Source organism: Streptococcus ferus DSM 20646 (genome assembly GCF_000372425.1).
Classification (GTDB): Bacteria; Bacillota; Bacilli; order Lactobacillales; family Streptococcaceae; genus Streptococcus; species Streptococcus ferus.
The window spans coordinates 421,186-438,447 of record NZ_AQVD01000002.1; the positions used below are offsets into that span (position 1 = coordinate 421,186).

Genomic DNA, 17,262 nt, shown 5'->3' on the forward strand with positions numbered 1-17,262 from the left:
CTAGCCTAATCCTGTCTATAATTATGATGCTACTGTTGTTTTATTGGTTTCAAAAGCAAAGCGTTCTTTTATCAATTGGTTAATTTGAATAGTTGATTTAATGAAGGAGAGCTTCGCTTTAATGGTGTTAAAAGCGAAGTTCTCCAGTAAATTAATAAAAGCTGAATTAACGAAAGAGGTGCTGACATAAGAAATGCCCTCAAAAGAAACTGTCACCTCTTCTTCTGCTCTCAAAGCATCTTCAATAAGAGACAAAATCTTTAATCCAGAAGCATTATCTGAACAGTTGTCTACAACATCTTTAACAATGATTCTTACCATTCAAATTCTTCCTCCTCTTCTAAGTCATACAGAGATTGATTTGAGGTATCAATCTTCAATTCAAAAAAAGTCCCTTGATATGACTCCACAAAAGATCTAGATTCAACAATTTGATTGTCTTCTAGCCTTACTTTACCACAATTTGAAATAATTGTCACTTGACCTATCTTATTTGTAGTTAAAGTTTTCATGATATTGGCTAAACCAGCTCCTCTATTTTGTGGAACTGATTGTGTTGATACACCTTCTTTCAAAGCCTCTTCTATCCACTCATTATCATTTTTTTCTTCATCACACTTCTCTTTCAAAGAGGTTGGAATTCCAATGCCAAAATCTGAAACAGCTATGATAATTTCATTATTTTTAGGATAGTATTGACCAAATATTGAACCAATTTTTTCAGTTGAATGGTCTGAGATATTATTAAAAATCTCATCAATAGCGACACATATAGATGAAAAATCATTTCGTTTTCCCGTCTGTTTCTGTAGCCATCCCATTAAATCAGATTGCTTCCATTGATTCACTTTACTTGTTTCAATTGCTTTCAAGGATAACATAGTTGGACGTAACTTTGGAACTTTAAAAATATCTGCTTGCCCAAAATTGGTAAAAAATCCACAGTCAGAAAGATACTCCATTACTTCCCAATTCCGTCTATTTTCTGTCTCTGTATCAACTACAAAGGACATTTCAATCCCTTTATGTTGCTTTGACCACTGAAAAATATTATTTAGGGCTATGACCCCAGCAGGCTGAATAAATTCAACCTTTGTTAAATCAATGGATACAGACGCGCTATCTGAACTTTTATCAACATAATTTCTAAACTCTATAATATTTTTCCTAATAGAATCTGTAGTAACCTGCTTAGGTAGAGTAATGGTGCGCATGATTTCTCCTTTTATTCTTTCTACCTACTCTATTCGTAAAAATTTTATTTCATCTCCTTAACCTTTTCTTCAATAAAGTCAATCTCATCTTGTGACAAACCATACTTTTTATAAAGCTGCTGATCAATCTCTGAAATAGATTGACTCCAGTCAATATCAGAATTAGGAGTGAAATCTTGGAGTGGGACATTTTTCCAAGTTGATGCAGTTTCATTATGCTGAGTAATCTTCATTGTTCCCAACATTACCCTCGCAAACTTAGTTTTTATGTACTTTAAAAGATATTCTGATTCCCGCTTATTATCAAAAGCTCCAAAAGAAATGAATGTTTGAGTATGCCCGATTAGAGGTTCCCCAATTAAAGGTGTAGAGAGTGCTTCACCAATTGCTCCACTACCATTTGAACCAGGTAAAATTACTTTATATTTATCTAAATTAGCATGATCAATAATATAGTTTCTGTTTATATATTTTAAGCTTCTTTCCGAATTTTCTCTACCAATAATTTGAACATCTTCATCTGACTGTTTAGTGTCAAAAAATATTTCAGGTAATCGTGTGAATATATTTGTCAACATATACATCCTTGTTTGGGGACTTACTACTCTTTCTTCAAAAATAGGATAGTCTTTATAAACTTTCTCTGTTAACTTATAGCTATTAAAACCATACATTATTTTATTTATAGACTCAAAATTTTTAGAAGACACTATTTTACTCACGATATGATTCAATTCCTTATGTACAGTAAAAGTTCTAATAGCTCCAAATACTTTTTGATTATCCCTATATGTTATTGCGATACCTCCCTTAATATCTGTATTAGGAAATATTTTTGAGGAATCTTGTTCATAATAAACAACCTTAAAATGTTCATCATTCAAAACTTTTTTATTCCATGCTTTTGGAGTTTGACCTGCTTCAAATAAAAATCGTGCCGGATGAATCATTATAACCTTATTTGAAAGTTTATTTGATTCATCTAAAAATAAATGATAAATTGGCTCAGGTCTTTTTCCTTGTGCTTCTTCCTGATACGGCGGATTCCCAATAACTACATCAAATTTAAATGGTTCTGTCATTTCTTTTCTCCTCCAAAGGCTTGGGCGACTGCATCCTGCATGGTTCCGTTTTTAGCTGCAGGTACTAAGTCTAGCTGTTTTAGATTGCGGGTGTCAATATGATCAAACTGACCATAGACAAACGTTTTAGCAATATGATAGATAATCTCAGTTGGAGCTGCGCCAAAGACCTGATTTTCTAGGATATGCTTGATACGTTCTTGTCCATTTGGAAAGGCTGCTTTGTGAATCTGACTATGATAAAGTTTTTTGGCTACTTCTGTCAGATAAAGTCCTGACTTCACATAAGGATCAAAAAATGTACGGTTTAAATCTTCAAAGATATCAGGATTCTCATCTTCCAAACTATCTACCATCAGCTTGACATATTTGCGTGGCGTAAACTTCTGATTAGTCTTTTGCAAGGGGATATAGTCAAAGATATCCTCTGTCTGACTGTCATCAAAGTAGTTAGCCAATTTAGACTTTAGACTTAAGAACTCTTGAATGGATTGATTAAAGACAACTTCATCAAAAAGATGTCCCTCATAATGCTTCATTTCTCCTGTTTCTTCGTCCATATAATCACCGCCATCTCTCAGGAAACGGAATTGGTCTTCTGTAATACCTGTCACTTCCTCAAAAACATTATCTGGTGCATACTCATCAAAATTTGCCAAGGTCAGATTTTCATCTCCATATGCCATAATAAAACTAGGAATTGTGCGGGAAAAACCACGTAGGTGGTCACGAACATCTTGTTCTATGCTAGCTTTTTTACGTTCAGTCTGACGAATTTCCTGTTCCTTAACAGCCGCTTCTTGAGCTTCTGCGAGAGTTGTTGAAAGATCAGACATCAGGTCTGTCTGCAGTTCTTGAAAGGCAGTAGATAGGTCTACCTTTTCTGCAAGCAAAATAGCTGTTCTTTCCCGCTCTGTTACGGCTTCATTTAGTTTCTCCTCATAATTTCGCTTGATTTCAGCTTGCTTATGATCGAAAGACAAATATTTTTCTTTTACTTCTTGCTCAACATGATTTTGCATTGTCTTTTGCATGCGATCAATATCCGATTTATGGACATTTTCAAATTGACTTTTGACAGTCTCTAAATCTGGCCGTATCGTCTTAACAGCTGTATCAGCTACCTGATTAATAAACTTTTCTGCGGAATTTATATCCATTTTCCCAATATTGGTACGAAGATCATCCGTCACTTCTACAACTTTTTCATCCCCAAAAATTGCCTCGGTTTTATTGATAACAATTTTATCAGATACTTGAACATTACCATTCTCATCAGTTGCTATGGCACCCGTATCGATTATTTTATTTTTCTTTTTATCTTCCTTGGCCGGCTCAAGCTGGTTTAAGGTCTCTTGCACAATAGGCGGGGCTTGGAAAATAGAGGAAATATTGGTAAAGAGGAAATTACTCATAAAGCCGTGCCTAACCACTTCAGTTGCTTTGAGTTGATGCGGAATGGTCAGGACCTTTTCAGCGTCTAACTCCATCATGCGTCCTTCGCTATCCTCACCAATAACAGGTAGGAAATTAAGGAGATTTTGAATATTGGCCTTACGTTCTTGACTAGTCCCAGCACCATTGACTGTTGATTTCTTGAGATTATTAGCAAATTCATCAAAAAGAATCAAGGTACGTTCTGGTGCAAAATCAAAAACATAAGCATTTTCTTTACGCTTAAGATTTCCTTCTTCATCTTCAAAACTATAAGCATTTTGTGCCCGAAAAGCTGCCTGCATATAAACAGAAGGGGATTTAATATTGGAAAGCATCAGCACTGCTGTCCAAGGCTTAACGGTAACCCCTGTTGTCAGCTGACCAACAGACAAGGTAATGGTTTTATCATTTTCTTCGATAGCTTTCAAAACACGCACAAGGCTCGCTTCATTAGCTTGAATGTCATCTGCTTCATTAGCTCCTTTACCATTTCCAGCAGCAACCACCACTTCATAATCTTTAAAGACCGGGTGCTTTTTGAGCAACTTTTCCAGTGCTTTTGCAGAAGCTACACGGTTAAGCAGCCAAAAAGTGTGTTTAAGTTCATCTCGTAATTCTGATGTTGAAAAAGGATATTTCTCATTATGGGTTAAAGCATCTAAAAATTTAATAACATCCGCTTCATAAATAAATTTACCACCTTCATTGACTGCAAAAAATTCATTGAGGTCAAAATAGTAGGGAATTTCTTCCTCATCAACTTGAGTTCCTTGATTTACTTTATCTGTCATCATGCTAGATAATTGATAAGTAAATAAATTTAGTGTTGGCAAATCTTCGTAAGGATTATTACTATCTTCTGACCAATTTTTCTTAGCTGCCTGTTCATCTTCATAAGACCATGTGTAGACTTGATCTTCTGTAAATTTATCAGAAGCCAGTGCTTTAAAAGGTGTTCCAGAAAGGTGTAACGTCCATTTGCGAGTTAAACGGTTAAAAGCCTTATCTGTTTTGAATGTATCAATTCCCTCGTGAGCTTCATCAATAACTAGCAAATCCCAATTCGTATCTGCTACCCATTTAAGCTTATCATACGGTCCATCACCAAAATACTTAGATCCCTTTAAATCCTGTAACGATATAAAAGCAATCTGATTGTAATCAGAGTGATCCTGTATCATTGATATAAATTCACTGCGACTAAGCGTAGAACGATTTTTTAAGGCATCTGTCTCACTGACAAATAAATAGTTCGTCTGCCAGCCAATAAATTTTTCATAGTCGTCAAACCATGAATTTGCAATAGCTGGACGATTTGTCACAATCAAAACATTTACTGCATCAAGTTTACGTGCTAAATCATAGGTCGCTAGTGTCTTACCAAATCGAGGTTTCGCATTCCAAAGGAATTCTTTACCACCCTTATCAAAGTAAGACTCTGCTTGAAGCATTGCATTAGCTTGTTCATTTCTAAGCTGATACAGGTGACCTTCTCCTGATTTATCTGCAAAATCCTTGGTTACAAAATCTTTATAAAGTTTTAAAGCATTATCAGGAGTTCCATTAAAATAAAACCATTCATTACTGGCATATTTTGTTTCACGCTTAATACCCCGTTTTTGAATAAAACTATGAAAATCATGATCTGTAAAAAATTCACCATCAATATTTCGAGCAGACTTTACCCATAGTTTATAATATTGTCCAAAAACTTTTGGTCCAGGCTGCTCTTGAATGCGTATATCCTCATTTTCCCGTTCTGTATATCCAATCTTGACCCATCCTTGAACATCTTTTGCTTCTAGCGGCAATGTATAAGCATAAATTTTTGGAAAAACTGTTCTGCTAGTTTTAATAGTTGTTCTTCTATTCATTATCCTACTCTATCTCCTCTTTAAACACATGTAAAATATCTACAATCTTATATTTTTTTGCTTCGCCAACATGCTCATCTTCAAATAGATTCAATTGTCCCTCTATTTCAAATAAGTCAGGCTGCCCATCGTCAGACTCTTCCTCAAACAAACTAGAATATGTGAAGGGGACACGTTCAACTTGTGACGGGTAACCTTTTACTCTTTTCCATTCAGAAAACATGATAAGTTTCCCATCAGGTCTTAGTCTCATTAAAGTATTACCCCAAACAATGTTCTTTTGAATGATAAAATGAGCTGCTTTATATAAATTGGTTGATTTACCTATACTGTGGTTATAACTTTCGTGAAAAGTGATGAATGTATTTAGCAGATTTTGTCTCGCATAATAAAGATTGTCTTCTAGTAATTCAATCCCATAAATAGACGCCAAAGCAAATAACGATTTTGTTTTCCAATAACGTCTATCATATTGCTTTGTAACACTCTCCAACTTTCTTTCTAAAATAGCTGTTAAAAAGGCTCCCTCCCCTGCCGCAGGCTCTAGGAAAGTTGCATAAATATCGTCGGTTTGTTTTTTTACTTGATCCAACATTAAGTTGACGATCCAAGGAGGGGTAAAGACTTCCCCATGTTTTTGGACGCGTTCCTTACTTTTTATTAATTTTCCACTCATATTCCACTTTTTCTTTAAAAAGCAAGAGACTATTAGGATTCCTTTGTTATGAATATAACAAAGGAGGCTAGCCTCCTTTGTTATGAATATAACAAAGGAGGCTAGCCTCGCTTTTTATTTTTATTTAAAATGATGGTTTCATTTTACCATATTTGACAGAAGTTAAAAAGATAGATGTGACATCTACCTTTGCCTTTCTCCTATGGTTCTGCAAACAATTCTCTATCCCTTCAATTTCTCAATCATCACCAAAAACGGCGGTGTATTAATCTGATTAAGGGGTTGATAGCACATGGCGGTAAAGGCTTCCTGAGGCAGTTGTTTGACATAGTTCAGAACCGCCTCTTTTTCACTGCTTCCGCCTTCATGTCCGTGGTAGATCATAATAGCCATACGGCCACCAAGCTGAAGGCGCCTAAGTATTTTCTCAATCGCTTCCAGCGTCGTATCAGGCTTGGTAATAATCGTTTTGTCTGCTGACGGCAAATAACCTAGATTGAAAATAGCTGCTCGGATGGGTTCATCCACATATTTATCAATATTTTGGTGCCCGTCTAAAATGAGCTGGACGTTATCAAGACCAAGCTGTTCTAAACGTTCCTCGGTTTTTTGCAGCGCTTGCTCCTGCACATCAAAGGCATAGACAGCCTTAGCTAGTCCTGCCAAAAAGGCCGTATCATTGCCATTGCCCATAGTGGCATCCACCGCAATACTATCCTTGTCTAGAACCTCTGCCAAAAAGTCATGGGAGAGGTGGATAGGACGTTTGATCATAAGTTTTCCTCCAAGCGACAGCCCTGATAAGATCCCCGTCGCTCCATTTCCTTATCAATGGCATTTAGCACTTCCCACTTGTTAAGACTCCACATAGGACCAATCAGCATCTCTCTGGGAGCATCACCAGTAATGCGATGAATGACAATATCCTCAGGGATAATTTCCAGCTGGTCACAGATGATAGAGACATAGTCTTCTTGGCTGAGCAGCTGCAAGCGTCCCTCATGGTAATCTCTCTGCATCCGGGTATTGGTCATAAGGTGAAGGAGGTGGAGCTTAATACCTTGAATATCATTATCCGTCACACAGCGACGAACATTTTCCAGCATCATCTCGTGGGTTTCACCCGGAAGGCCATTGATGAGGTGGGAGACAATCTCGACTTTTGGCGCCTGCTGACGAATGCGTTTGACAGTCTCGACATAGAGTTCATAACTATGCGCTCGATTAATCAACTCGGATGTCGCTTCATAGGTTGTCTGCAAGCCAAGTTCTACGGTAACGTGCATGCGTTGGGACAATTCAGCCAAATAGGCTAAGGTCTCATCTGGCAAACAGTCCGGCCGGGTTCCGATATTGATGCCGACCACACCGGGTTCGTTGATTGCCTGTTCATAACGTTCACGAATCACCTCGACTTTATCGTGTGTATTGGTAAAGTTTTGAAAATAGACCAGATACTTTTTAACCTCTGGCCACTTGCGGTGCATGAAATCAATTTCCTTATAGAATTGTTCCCGAATCGGGGCATCCGGCGCCACGATCGCATCACCAGACCCTGAAACGGTACAAAAGGTACAGCCGCCATGAGCAACCGTTCCATCACGATTCGGACAGTCAAAGCCCGCATCTATTGGGACTTTAAAGGTCTTCTCTCCAAAAAGATTCCGATAATAGTCATTCAAAGTATGGTAACGTTTTTGCATATCCTTATTTTAGCATAAAAAAATAAGTTGCGAAGAACACAACTCATTTTTGTTTGCTTTGAAAACGCCATTGAAAGCGAATCTGATCGTAAAAGGGAAAGAGCGCCTGGTTGATTGCCAGAGCCAACAGCCAGCCTCCCAAAATATCAGTCGGGTAATGAACCCCCAAATAAATCCTTGACAGAGCGACCAAGAAAGCTAAGAGCAAGACTAGCCCCTGAACCAATCGTCTGACGACAAGCGGTTGAAGTCGCTGCTGCATGATGATGAGTAAGGCTAGAGCCACAAGCAAGGTTGAAGCCGTATGCCAGCTTGGAAATGAAGCACCTGCGGGTTTTGCAATGAGATAAAACAAGTCTGGTCTCGGACGATTGTAGAGGTACTTGAAGCCGGTCGACAGCAAACTTAAGGTCAGCAGATTTACCAGAAGAAAGAGGCCTTCTGCCCGCCAGTTCTTCATAAAGTAAAAAACAGCAGCTATTCCAATCGTGTAAGCAAAAATAATAGGGGTATCACCAAGTTTGGTTATTACTTTGAAGAATGCTGTCCAGAAAGCCGGTAGCTCTCCACGAACAGCTGTTTGTACTGTGTCATCAAAGCTTGACAAGACTTCAGGGTAAAACTTGACAAGGTAACCCAGCATAATAAAAAGCAATAAGGCAAAAGAAGCCCGCAATAAATAAGTTTGTTTCGCTTTCATAAAATCCTTAATGACTATTTTTTTGTAAGATTGGTCTAATCGCAGCATAGACAAGGGCAAAGGCTAGGGAAAAAATAACCCCTTCCAAAACATTAAACGGAATCACCATACTGACCAGATATTTGCCGACACCAATAAATTGTTCAATATCAAACTTAGCGAATTTAGCGTAAAGGGGAATCGCATAGACATAGTTCAAAAGAAGCATCAATAAAGTCATCCCGACAGTTCCAGCTATACTGGCCCAAATGTATTGAGAAGTCTTCTTTCTGTCCTTCCAAATCAAGGCAAAGGCTGTCACAAAGACACCGATAGCCAAGATATTCATAGGAAGCCCAACGATGCCTCCCGGCCCACCATTATCAAAGATGAGCTTTAAAACAGAGCGCAGCATCAAAATGGTATAGGCACTCTTTAGGTCAAAAAGAACCAAGCCAATCAGAATTGGAATGATACTAAAATCCAATTTTAGAAAATCAACACCCGGTAAGATCGGGAAGTTGACAAGCATGAGCACAAAGGAAAGTGCTCCCAGTACAGCAATGGTCGTCATTGTCCGTGTTTTGTTCATAAAAAAATTCCTCCAATTTTTACAATTGAAAGAAGTCCCAAAGAGTCTATGATAGCACAAAAAACCCTTCGTCTTCTCCCATCCAGACTATACTGTCGGTTGTGGAATCTCACCACATCAGCTTGCGCTCACGGACTTTTCTCCTGCTTAGCTGACAACCATTTTGCCTAGATGAGACAGCATAAACATACCTAAAGCAGGCAAGCCCAGCTGACAAAGATAGACCAAAAGATTGTCAACGGCAAAAAAATCACCGCCGGTCGGGAATCTCACCCTGCCCTGAAGACACAATAAGCATACCAAAAAACGATGGGAATAACAAGTCTTCTAGCTCCGAAAAATGATTTTTCAGAAATTTAGAAAAAGAGCTGTTGTCCCTGCTCTTTTTTTGCTATAATGAGTCCAGCTTTTGCTAGATTTGCATTTTGGAGGTTGCATAGAATGCAGCAACATCAATCGTCAGCCTTTGATAAGGCCAGTAAGGCCGGCTTTATCATTGCACTCGGCGTGGTTTACGGTGATATTGGAACCAGTCCCTTATACACCATGAAATCCTTGGTAGAAAACCAAGGAGGCATCCACCAGGTTTCCGATGCCTTTATTCTGGGGGCTATTTCGCTTATTTTTTGGACACTGACTATTATAACGACTGTCAAGTATGTGATTATCGCCTTAAAGGCAGACAACCATCACGAGGGTGGTATTTTTTCCCTTTATACCTTGGTCCGAAAGATGGCTCCCTGGCTGATTATTCCAGCCATGATTGGAGGGGCTACTCTTCTGTCTGACGGTGCCCTGACCCCAGCTGTGACAGTCACATCTGCTATTGAAGGCCTTGAAGGTGTCCCCGCACTTAGTCAGCTTTACAGCGATCAAACGCTCGTCGTCATCACAACCATTTTTATCCTGACCCTTCTTTTCTCCATTCAGAGATATGGTACAGGTTTTATCGGCAAAGTTTTTGGACCTGTGATGTTGCTCTGGTTTGCTTTCTTGGGAGTAACCGGTTTGATCAACACCTTCTCTCACTTAGAGGTTCTGAGAGCCTTCAATCCTTACTATGCCATTGAACTCCTTCTCAGCCCTGACAATAAAAAAGGCATTTTTATTCTAGGATCAATCTTTTTGGCAACAACAGGGGCAGAAGCTCTCTATTCTGATTTAGGCCATGTGGGACGCGGTAATATCTATGTCAGTTGGCCCTTTGTCAAAGCCTGTATCATGCTTTCCTACCTTGGACAGGGAGCCTGGATTTTAGACCATCAGTCTGCTAGTGAGGTGCATAACCCCTTCTTCGCTTCCATCCCTTCCTCTTTAAGTATCTTTGCTGTTACCATTGCCACCTTGGCAGCAATCATCGCTTCTCAGGCCCTCATTTCTGGCTCCTTCACTCTGGTCTCAGAAGCCATTCGCCTTAAAATTTTCCCAAGTTTCAAGGTTACCTATCCTGGACAAAATCTAGGCCAGCTCTATATTCCGGTTATCAACTGGTCGCTCTGGCTGGCGACTGTTGCGACTGTCCTTCATTTTCAAACTTCAGCCCATATGGAAGCAGCTTATGGCTTAGCTATTACCATCACCATGTTAATGACAACTATCCTGCTGACCTTCTATCTTATCCGAAGAGGAATTAAAGCCTCCCATGCCCATCTGCTCATGTCCATCTTTGCTCTGATTGAAATCATCTTCTTTATCGCCTCAGCAGTTAAGTTTATGCACGGTGGCTACGTTGTTGTTATCCTAGCGGCCCTCATTTTATCGCTCATGTACATTTGGTATAAGGCCAACCAAATCATTTTTAAATATGTCAAATCCCTTGACTTAAGAGACTTCAAAGACCAACTCGGTCAGCTTCGGAAGGATGAGCATTACGATCTCTTTCAGACCAATGTGGTTTATCTGACCAATCGCATGGATGGCACCATGATTGACCGCTCTATTCTGTATTCCATTTTGGATAAACGTCCTAAAAGAGCTCGCGTGTATTGGTTTGTCAATGTCAAAGTTACTGATGAACCTTATACCGCAGAATACAAAGCAGACATGATGGGGACTGACTGCATTGTCCGTCTGGAGCTTTTCCTTGGCTTCCGGATGCGTCAGGAAGTTCCTCGATACCTCAGAACGATTGTTAATGACCTCATGTCCTCTGGGCGTCTCCCTAAGCAAGACCAAACTTACACCATCACCCCAGGCAGGCAAGTCGGGGATTTCCGCTTCATTATACTTGAAGAACGCCTAGCCAAAGGCGGACAAATGAACCCCTTTGATCGCTTTATTTTACAGACCAAGGCCGCTATTAAGCACTTCACCGCCTCACCAAGCAAATGGTTTGGCCTCCAGTTTTCAGAAGTGACAACCGAAATGGTGCCAATTGTCTTATCGGACGTTAAGAATCTTCAGATTACTGAGGCTAAATCTTCCGAAATCATCGACACCATCTAAAAAGAATCCTAACGGGATTCTTTTTTAATACCCAAAATAATATGTAAAAATTTTATATATAAGGATTGACAAGCCTATCAAAATAGCTTATACTTAATATATAAAATATTTATATATTAAAATTTTACATAAGGAGGTTACTATGTATTTTCCAACATCAGCACTTCTTATTGAATACCTCATTTTAGCCATTGTAGAGCAGCAGGATTCCTACGGTTATGAAATCAGCCAAACCATTAAACTCTTAGCGGATATTAAAGAATCCAGCCTCTACCCTATCTTGAAGCGCTTGGAAAAAGCGGGCTTTCTCAGCACCTACTCCCAGCAATACCAAGGCAGGAAACGCAGGTACTACTCTATTACAGAGTCAGGCATCAGACAATTAACATTCCTCCGCGGAGAATGGTCTGCCTACAAGGCAAAAATTGACGGCATCACGGAAGGGAGCATTCGCCATGACAAGAACTGAATATTTAGCAAAACTGCATAAGTACTTAAAAAAATTGCCAAAACAGGACTATGATGAGGCTATGGACTATTTCACAGAATACTTTGATGAAGCAGGTCCTGAAAACGAAGCTCAAGTCATTGCAGATTTGGGTAATCCCAAGGAAGCAGCCCACGAAATCTTAAGCAATCTTCTCGGAAAAAGAATGGGTGAAGCTGGTAGAAACGCTTCAAAGAATACCCAAAATATCCTTTGGATTGCACTTTTAGCGATTTTAGCGTTACCTGTCGCCCTGCCGCTATTGATTGTTATCTTAGTCTTGCTGCTTACTCTGGTTATTGTGATTTTTGCCTTGCTGCTCACCCTAGCTGCTCTGAGTTTGGCAAGCCTCGTCACAGGTTTTGCCCTTCTTTGGGAAAGCCTGACACAGCTCACCTTTGATTTACCAGCCTTAGCCATCGGTCTGGGGAGCAGTTTTTTGAGTATTGGTCTTGCGATTCTGCTGGCCATATTGACCTATCACTTGGCTAAAGCGTCTCAATTCATCATGATTTCTTTTATTCAGTGGCTTATTAAAGGAGGTAAAAAATCATGAAAAAATCACATCGTATTTTACTCATATCAGCTTTAGGATGCGCACTGATGGGAAGCCTTCTTATTGGCTTCGGTATTTCCGCCGGAGGGGTCAGAGGCATACGGTCTTTAAATGGCAAGGTCGAACGAAAAGAAGTCCCCTTAGACCGTGTCACCTCTTTGACCATTAAAGCAGAAATGAAAGACATTCAGATCAGGAGAACAGCCGATAAACAGGCCAGTCTGATTTACTACAAAAAAGAAAAAGAGAGTTTTTCCCATGACTTATCAGATGGCAAATTGACCATCAATCAGACCAACAACTCTGATGTCATTGGTTTTAAAATAACAACTTTCTTCGGTTGGCTTCAAAATCATGAGGCCGACAAGCTCGTCATCAATCTTCCCAAGGATACATCATTAAAAGACGTCGCCATTGATGCCGATGCAGGAAACCTGACCTTAGAGAATCAGTCCATCTCAACCTTTCATCTAGAACAAGATCTGGGAGACGTAACCATTAAAAACAGCCTACTGTCTAACGCAAACATTAAGGTGGACTCAGGAAATCTCAATTTAGACAATCTACAAATTGATTCGGGCAAGATAGACACTAATTTAGGCGACCTATCGGCCACTAACCTGACCATTAACAAAGCCTTAGCCGTCAATACCGATATGGGGAATACTGCGATTGCGCTTTCTCCAAAGAGTAAGGCCGAAACCAGCGTTACCGCCACCGTCGATTTAGGCGATAAAAAAATCAGCTCAGACCTTATCCAAGGAAAGACTGGTAAAAGTCAGCTGACCATCGAAGGAGATACCGGAGATATTGAGGTCAATTAAAATGAGGAGCAAAGCTCCTCATTTTAATTTATCGTTTTCATAGGTGTGACGCAGTTCCAGCCCTGCAAATTGCTGCTGCCGCAGGGCCTCATAGACAACCATGCAAACGGCGTTTGAGACATTGAGGCTTCTGACATGCTCGTCATTCATGGGAATGCGAATGGCCTGCTCAGGGTATTGCCGCATAAATTCCTCCGGCAGCCCCTTGTCCTCACGGCCAAAGAGAAAATAATGACTGGTATCGTCATTATAAAGACCATCGGAATAGACCTTATCGGCAAATTTCGTCACTAGATGGAGCTGACCCGAACACCGGCTTAGAAAGTCTTCCAAGGAATCGTAAAAGTGAAGATCCAGCTTATCCCAATAATCCAGACCAGCCCGCTTCATTTTTTTATCATCGATGGGAAATCCCATCGGCCGAATGATATGGAGGGGGCTGTTCGTTGCCGCACAAGTTCTGGCAATATTCCCAGTATTGGCAGGAATCTGCGGTTCAAAGAGAACCACATGATTGCGGCCGCTGTCTGGTAAAAAGGTTTCTCTGCTTAATTCGTCCATCGTCATTATTTTCCTCGAATTTATGATAAAAAAAGACCACGCTTCCCGGAGTCAGGCTCAGCAGGTAACGTGGCGTATATCGCATCATTACCTTAAATCATAACAGGTTTGATTTAAAGTAGTGAATAGCTTGTTATTAGTATAACACTTTGCCTTGAGATGTCAAGCTATTGTAACTGAAAATTTACAGTTTTTACCAGAAGATTTCTCAACTCTTTCCGAGGTTTCATTTGAGCATGAGAGAAGCTAATTTTTAGGAAAAACTAGTGCATTTTTCGTCCAAAAAAGGTATGATAGGGATATATATTTGGAGGTAATTCATGAAAATTATTGTCGTCGGTGGCGGTAAGGTCGGAAAAGCACTCTGTCGCTCACTGGTGGAAGAAAAACATGACGTCATTTTAATTGAAGAAAATGAATCTGTCTTAAAGCATGTCACCAAACGCCATGATATTATGGGAATTGTCGGCAATGGCGCTAATTTTAAAATTTTGCAGCAGGCCGATGTTCAAACCTGTGATATTTTTATCGCGATTACAGATAAAGATGAAGTCAATATGGTCGCGGCCGTTCTGGCTAAAAAAATGGGGGCCAAAGAAACCATCGTCCGTGTGCGTAACCCTGAATATTCTAACACCTACTTTAAGGAAAAAAATGTCCTCGGCTTTTCACTCATCATCAATCCCGAACTGCTGACGGCGCGCTATATCGCCAATATGATTGACTTCCCTAATGCACGCTCTGTTGAACATTTTGTCAATGGGCGTGTCATGCTGATGGAATTCAAAATCACTGATGACAGCAAACTCTGTCAGATGACGCTTCTGCAATTCCGAAAGAAATTTGGCAATATTGTGGTCTGTGCCATCGAACGTGATAACCAACTGATTATCCCTGACGGAGATGCGACTATCAAGACGGGAGACAAGATTTTCGTTACCGGCAACCGGGTCGAAATGATTCTCTTCCATAATTTCGTCAAAGCCAAAGTAATCAAGGACATGATGCTCATCGGAGCTGGCAGAATTTCTTACTACCTGCTCAACATCCTGCAAAAGACCAACAATCGCATCCATATCAAAATTTTGGAAATTGACAAAAAACGAGCCGAGTGGTTCAGTCAGGAATTTCCCCACGTCCATGTCGTCCATGGCGATGGGACAGCCAAAGATATTCTGCTTGAAGAAAGCGTTGAAAACTACGATGCCGTAGCCACTCTGACAGGTGTTGACGAGGAAAATATCATTGCATCAATGTTTTTAGAAAGTCTGGGCGTCCACAAAAACATTACCAAAGTCAATCGCACCAGTCTACTCGAAATCATTGATGCCAAAGCGTTTTCAAGTATTGTGACACCAAAAAGTATCGCAGTTGACGCCATGATGCACTTTATTCGAGGCAGGGTTAATGCCCAAGACTCCAATCTCGATGCCATGCACCATATCGCGAATGGCCGAATCGAAACCCTGCAGTTTGAAATTCGGCAGACTAATAAAATGGCAGACAAAAGCCTGTCCAGCCTCAAATTAAAGGACAAGGTTCTGATTGCAGCTATTATTCGCAATGGCAAAACCATTTTCCCAACCGGAGATGATATTTTAAAAGTAGGAGACAAGCTGGTTGTCATCACTTTACTACAGAATATCACTCATATTTACGATTTGTTAAAGAGGTAGGCCATGAATAGAAGTATGATTCGCTTTCTCTTATCAAAACTGCTTTTAATCGAGGCTCTCCTCTTATTAGTACCGCTTCTGGTAGCCTTTATTTATCAAGAAGATCAAACAGTTATTCTGAGTATCCTGCTCACCATGGGAATCCTCTTGGTCTTAGGAGGGTTAGGGGTTTTCTTTAAACCGAAAAATTATCACATTTATACCAAAGACGGTCTGATGATTGTTGCCCTCTGCTGGGTGCTCTGGTCCTTCTTTGGAGCCCTTCCTTTCGTTTTTTCAGGGCAAATTCCCAATCTCATCGATGCTTTCTTTGAAACCAGTTCCGGCTTTACCACAACAGGTGCCACAATATTACCAGACGTCTCTGTACTCAGCCACTCCCTACTCTTCTGGCGCAGCTTCGCCCATTTAATCGGGGGGATGGGGGTATTGGTTTTTGCACTTGCCATTATGGAAAACAGCAAAAACGGGCATTTAGAAGTCATGCGGGCAGAAGTTCCCGGCCCTGTCTTTGGAAAAGTCGTCTCCAAACTGAAGGATACCGCTCAGATTCTCTATGTGATTTACCTAGTCATGTTTGCTGTCTTTACTGCCAGCCTTTGTATCGCCGGTATGCCGGTCTTTGACAGTTTCATCATTGCGATGGGAACAGCAGGAACTGGGGGATTTGCCGTCTATAATGACAGTATTGCGCATTACAACAGCCCGCTCTTGACCTACCTGATTTCCTTTGGAATGCTAGCCTTCGGGGTTAATTTTAATCTCTATTACCTGCTTCTGATTCGCAAAGTCAAAGCCTTTTTCAGTGATGAAGAGTTGAAAACCTATATTGGTATCGTTGTCGCTTCGACCTTAATGATTACCTTTAATATCTTTAACCTTTACGGCTCCATCTCAAAAAGCTTAGAGTATGCTTTCTTTGAAGTGTCAACCATCATGACAACAACTGGTTTTGGTGTCACTGATTTAACAAAATGGCCACTCTTCTCACAATATATCCTCCTCTTGCTGATGTTCATCGGCGGATCTGCTGGCTCAACGGCAGGTGGTTTCAAGGTGATGCGGGCCTTAATCGTTTCAAAGATTACTAAAAATCAGATTTTAAGCAGCCTATACCCGAATCGGATTCTTTCTCTGCATATCAATCACAGTGTCTTAGATAAAGAAACCCAGCACGGTGTCTTAAAATATTTAGGAATCTACCTCATGCTGTTTATCAGTTTGGTCTTCTTTTTGACTTTGGACAATAATGATCTAATGACGGTTATCAGTGCAGCAGCCAGTACCTTTAATAATATCGGACCAATGCTTGGGACCAACGAAACCTTTGCCATCTTCAGTCCTTTTTCAAAATTTCTAATGTCGCTGGCAATGATAGCCGGACGTCTCGAAATATATCCCCTGTTGCTGCTTTTCCTGCCAAAAACCTGGTCCAAGACCTAAAAACCAAAAAACC

16 protein-coding genes and 1 riboswitch are annotated in these 17,262 nt (G+C 40.2%); of the genes, 6 read left to right on the plus strand and 10 right to left on the minus strand.

Annotated elements, in window-relative coordinates:
* Positions 1-21: 21 nt before the first annotated feature.
* The 9 genes from A3GY_RS0105125 to A3GY_RS0105165 all read right to left on the minus strand — a co-directional run bounded on the left by A3GY_RS0105125 (position 22) and on the right by A3GY_RS0105165 (position 9,257).
* Positions 22-321: an STAS-like domain-containing protein gene (locus tag A3GY_RS0105125; protein WP_018030341.1), complete on the minus strand. Its 300-nt coding sequence runs from the start codon at positions 319-321 to the stop codon at positions 22-24.
* The gene (locus A3GY_RS0105130) at positions 315-1,214 is read right to left on the minus strand and encodes an ATP-binding protein (protein WP_018030342.1); all 900 of its coding nucleotides are present in this window, start codon (positions 1,212-1,214) and stop codon (positions 315-317) included. Before A3GY_RS0105130 ends, A3GY_RS0105125 begins: the two co-directional genes overlap by 7 nt.
* Positions 1,215-1,258: 44 nt before the next feature.
* The gene (locus A3GY_RS0105135) at positions 1,259-2,296 is read right to left on the minus strand and encodes an Eco57I restriction-modification methylase domain-containing protein (protein ID WP_018030343.1); all 1,038 of its coding nucleotides are present in this window, start codon (positions 2,294-2,296) and stop codon (positions 1,259-1,261) included.
* Positions 2,293-5,607 (minus strand): DEAD/DEAH box helicase, encoded by a 3,315-nt coding sequence (locus A3GY_RS0105140; protein WP_018030344.1) that lies wholly within the window; start codon positions 5,605-5,607, stop codon positions 2,293-2,295. Before A3GY_RS0105140 ends, A3GY_RS0105135 begins: the two co-directional genes overlap by 4 nt.
* A gap of 4 nt (positions 5,608-5,611) precedes the next feature.
* Positions 5,612-6,283, minus strand: a complete 672-nt coding sequence (locus A3GY_RS0105145; RefSeq protein ID WP_018030345.1) for a DNA methyltransferase family protein — start codon at positions 6,281-6,283, stop codon at positions 5,612-5,614.
* Positions 6,284-6,505: 222 nt separating this feature from the next.
* Positions 6,506-7,057 (minus strand): tRNA 5-(aminomethyl)-2-thiouridylate-methyltransferase MnmM, encoded by a 552-nt coding sequence (gene mnmM, locus A3GY_RS0105150; protein ID WP_018030346.1) that lies wholly within the window; start codon positions 7,055-7,057, stop codon positions 6,506-6,508.
* Positions 7,054-7,986, minus strand: a complete 933-nt coding sequence (gene mnmL / locus A3GY_RS0105155; RefSeq protein ID WP_018030347.1) for a tRNA modification radical SAM protein MnmL/YtqA — start codon at positions 7,984-7,986, stop codon at positions 7,054-7,056. The genes mnmM and mnmL overlap by 4 nt, the downstream gene beginning before the upstream one ends.
* Before the next feature lie 43 nt (positions 7,987-8,029).
* Positions 8,030-8,686: a phosphatase PAP2 family protein gene (locus tag A3GY_RS0105160; protein ID WP_026161938.1), complete on the minus strand. Its 657-nt coding sequence runs from the start codon at positions 8,684-8,686 to the stop codon at positions 8,030-8,032.
* Between the two features lie 7 nt (positions 8,687-8,693).
* Entirely contained in the window at positions 8,694-9,257 is a 564-nt protein-coding gene (locus tag A3GY_RS0105165) for an ECF transporter S component (protein WP_018030349.1), read from the minus strand.
* 66 nt (positions 9,258-9,323) lie between these two features.
* Positions 9,324-9,548: riboswitch (FMN riboswitch) on the minus strand.
* Between the two features lie 150 nt (positions 9,549-9,698).
* Between A3GY_RS0105165 and A3GY_RS0105175 the strand changes: the two genes are divergently transcribed.
* The 4 genes from A3GY_RS0105175 (at position 9,699) to A3GY_RS0105190 (ending at position 13,569) form a co-directional block, all read left to right on the plus strand.
* Positions 9,699-11,702, plus strand: a complete 2,004-nt coding sequence (locus A3GY_RS0105175) for a KUP/HAK/KT family potassium transporter (RefSeq protein ID WP_018030351.1) — start codon at positions 9,699-9,701, stop codon at positions 11,700-11,702.
* A gap of 142 nt (positions 11,703-11,844) precedes the next feature.
* Positions 11,845-12,171, plus strand: coding sequence for a PadR family transcriptional regulator (locus A3GY_RS0105180; protein ID WP_018030352.1), 327 nt, complete (start codon positions 11,845-11,847; stop codon positions 12,169-12,171).
* A complete protein-coding gene (locus tag A3GY_RS0105185) occupies positions 12,158-12,745 on the plus strand; it encodes a DUF1700 domain-containing protein (RefSeq protein WP_018030353.1) in 588 nt (195 codons plus the stop codon). The genes A3GY_RS0105180 and A3GY_RS0105185 overlap by 14 nt, the downstream gene beginning before the upstream one ends.
* Complete coding sequence (locus A3GY_RS0105190) at positions 12,742-13,569, plus strand: DUF4097 family beta strand repeat-containing protein (protein ID WP_018030354.1); 828 nt, start codon at positions 12,742-12,744, stop codon at positions 13,567-13,569. The genes A3GY_RS0105185 and A3GY_RS0105190 overlap by 4 nt, the downstream gene beginning before the upstream one ends.
* An 18-nt stretch (positions 13,570-13,587) precedes the next feature.
* Here the strand turns inward: A3GY_RS0105190 and A3GY_RS0105195 are convergent, their stop codons facing one another.
* A complete protein-coding gene (locus tag A3GY_RS0105195; RefSeq protein ID WP_026161939.1) occupies positions 13,588-14,136 on the minus strand; it encodes a tRNA (cytidine(34)-2'-O)-methyltransferase in 549 nt (182 codons plus the stop codon).
* Between the two features lie 314 nt (positions 14,137-14,450).
* Between A3GY_RS0105195 and trkA the strand changes: the two genes are divergently transcribed.
* Both trkA and A3GY_RS0105205 read left to right on the plus strand, forming a co-directional pair.
* Complete coding sequence (gene trkA / locus A3GY_RS0105200; protein ID WP_018030356.1) at positions 14,451-15,806, plus strand: Trk system potassium transporter TrkA; 1,356 nt, start codon at positions 14,451-14,453, stop codon at positions 15,804-15,806.
* A gap of 3 nt (positions 15,807-15,809) precedes the next feature.
* Positions 15,810-17,249 (plus strand): TrkH family potassium uptake protein, encoded by a 1,440-nt coding sequence (locus tag A3GY_RS0105205; protein WP_018030357.1) that lies wholly within the window; start codon positions 15,810-15,812, stop codon positions 17,247-17,249.
* Positions 17,250-17,262 lie beyond the last annotated feature (13 nt).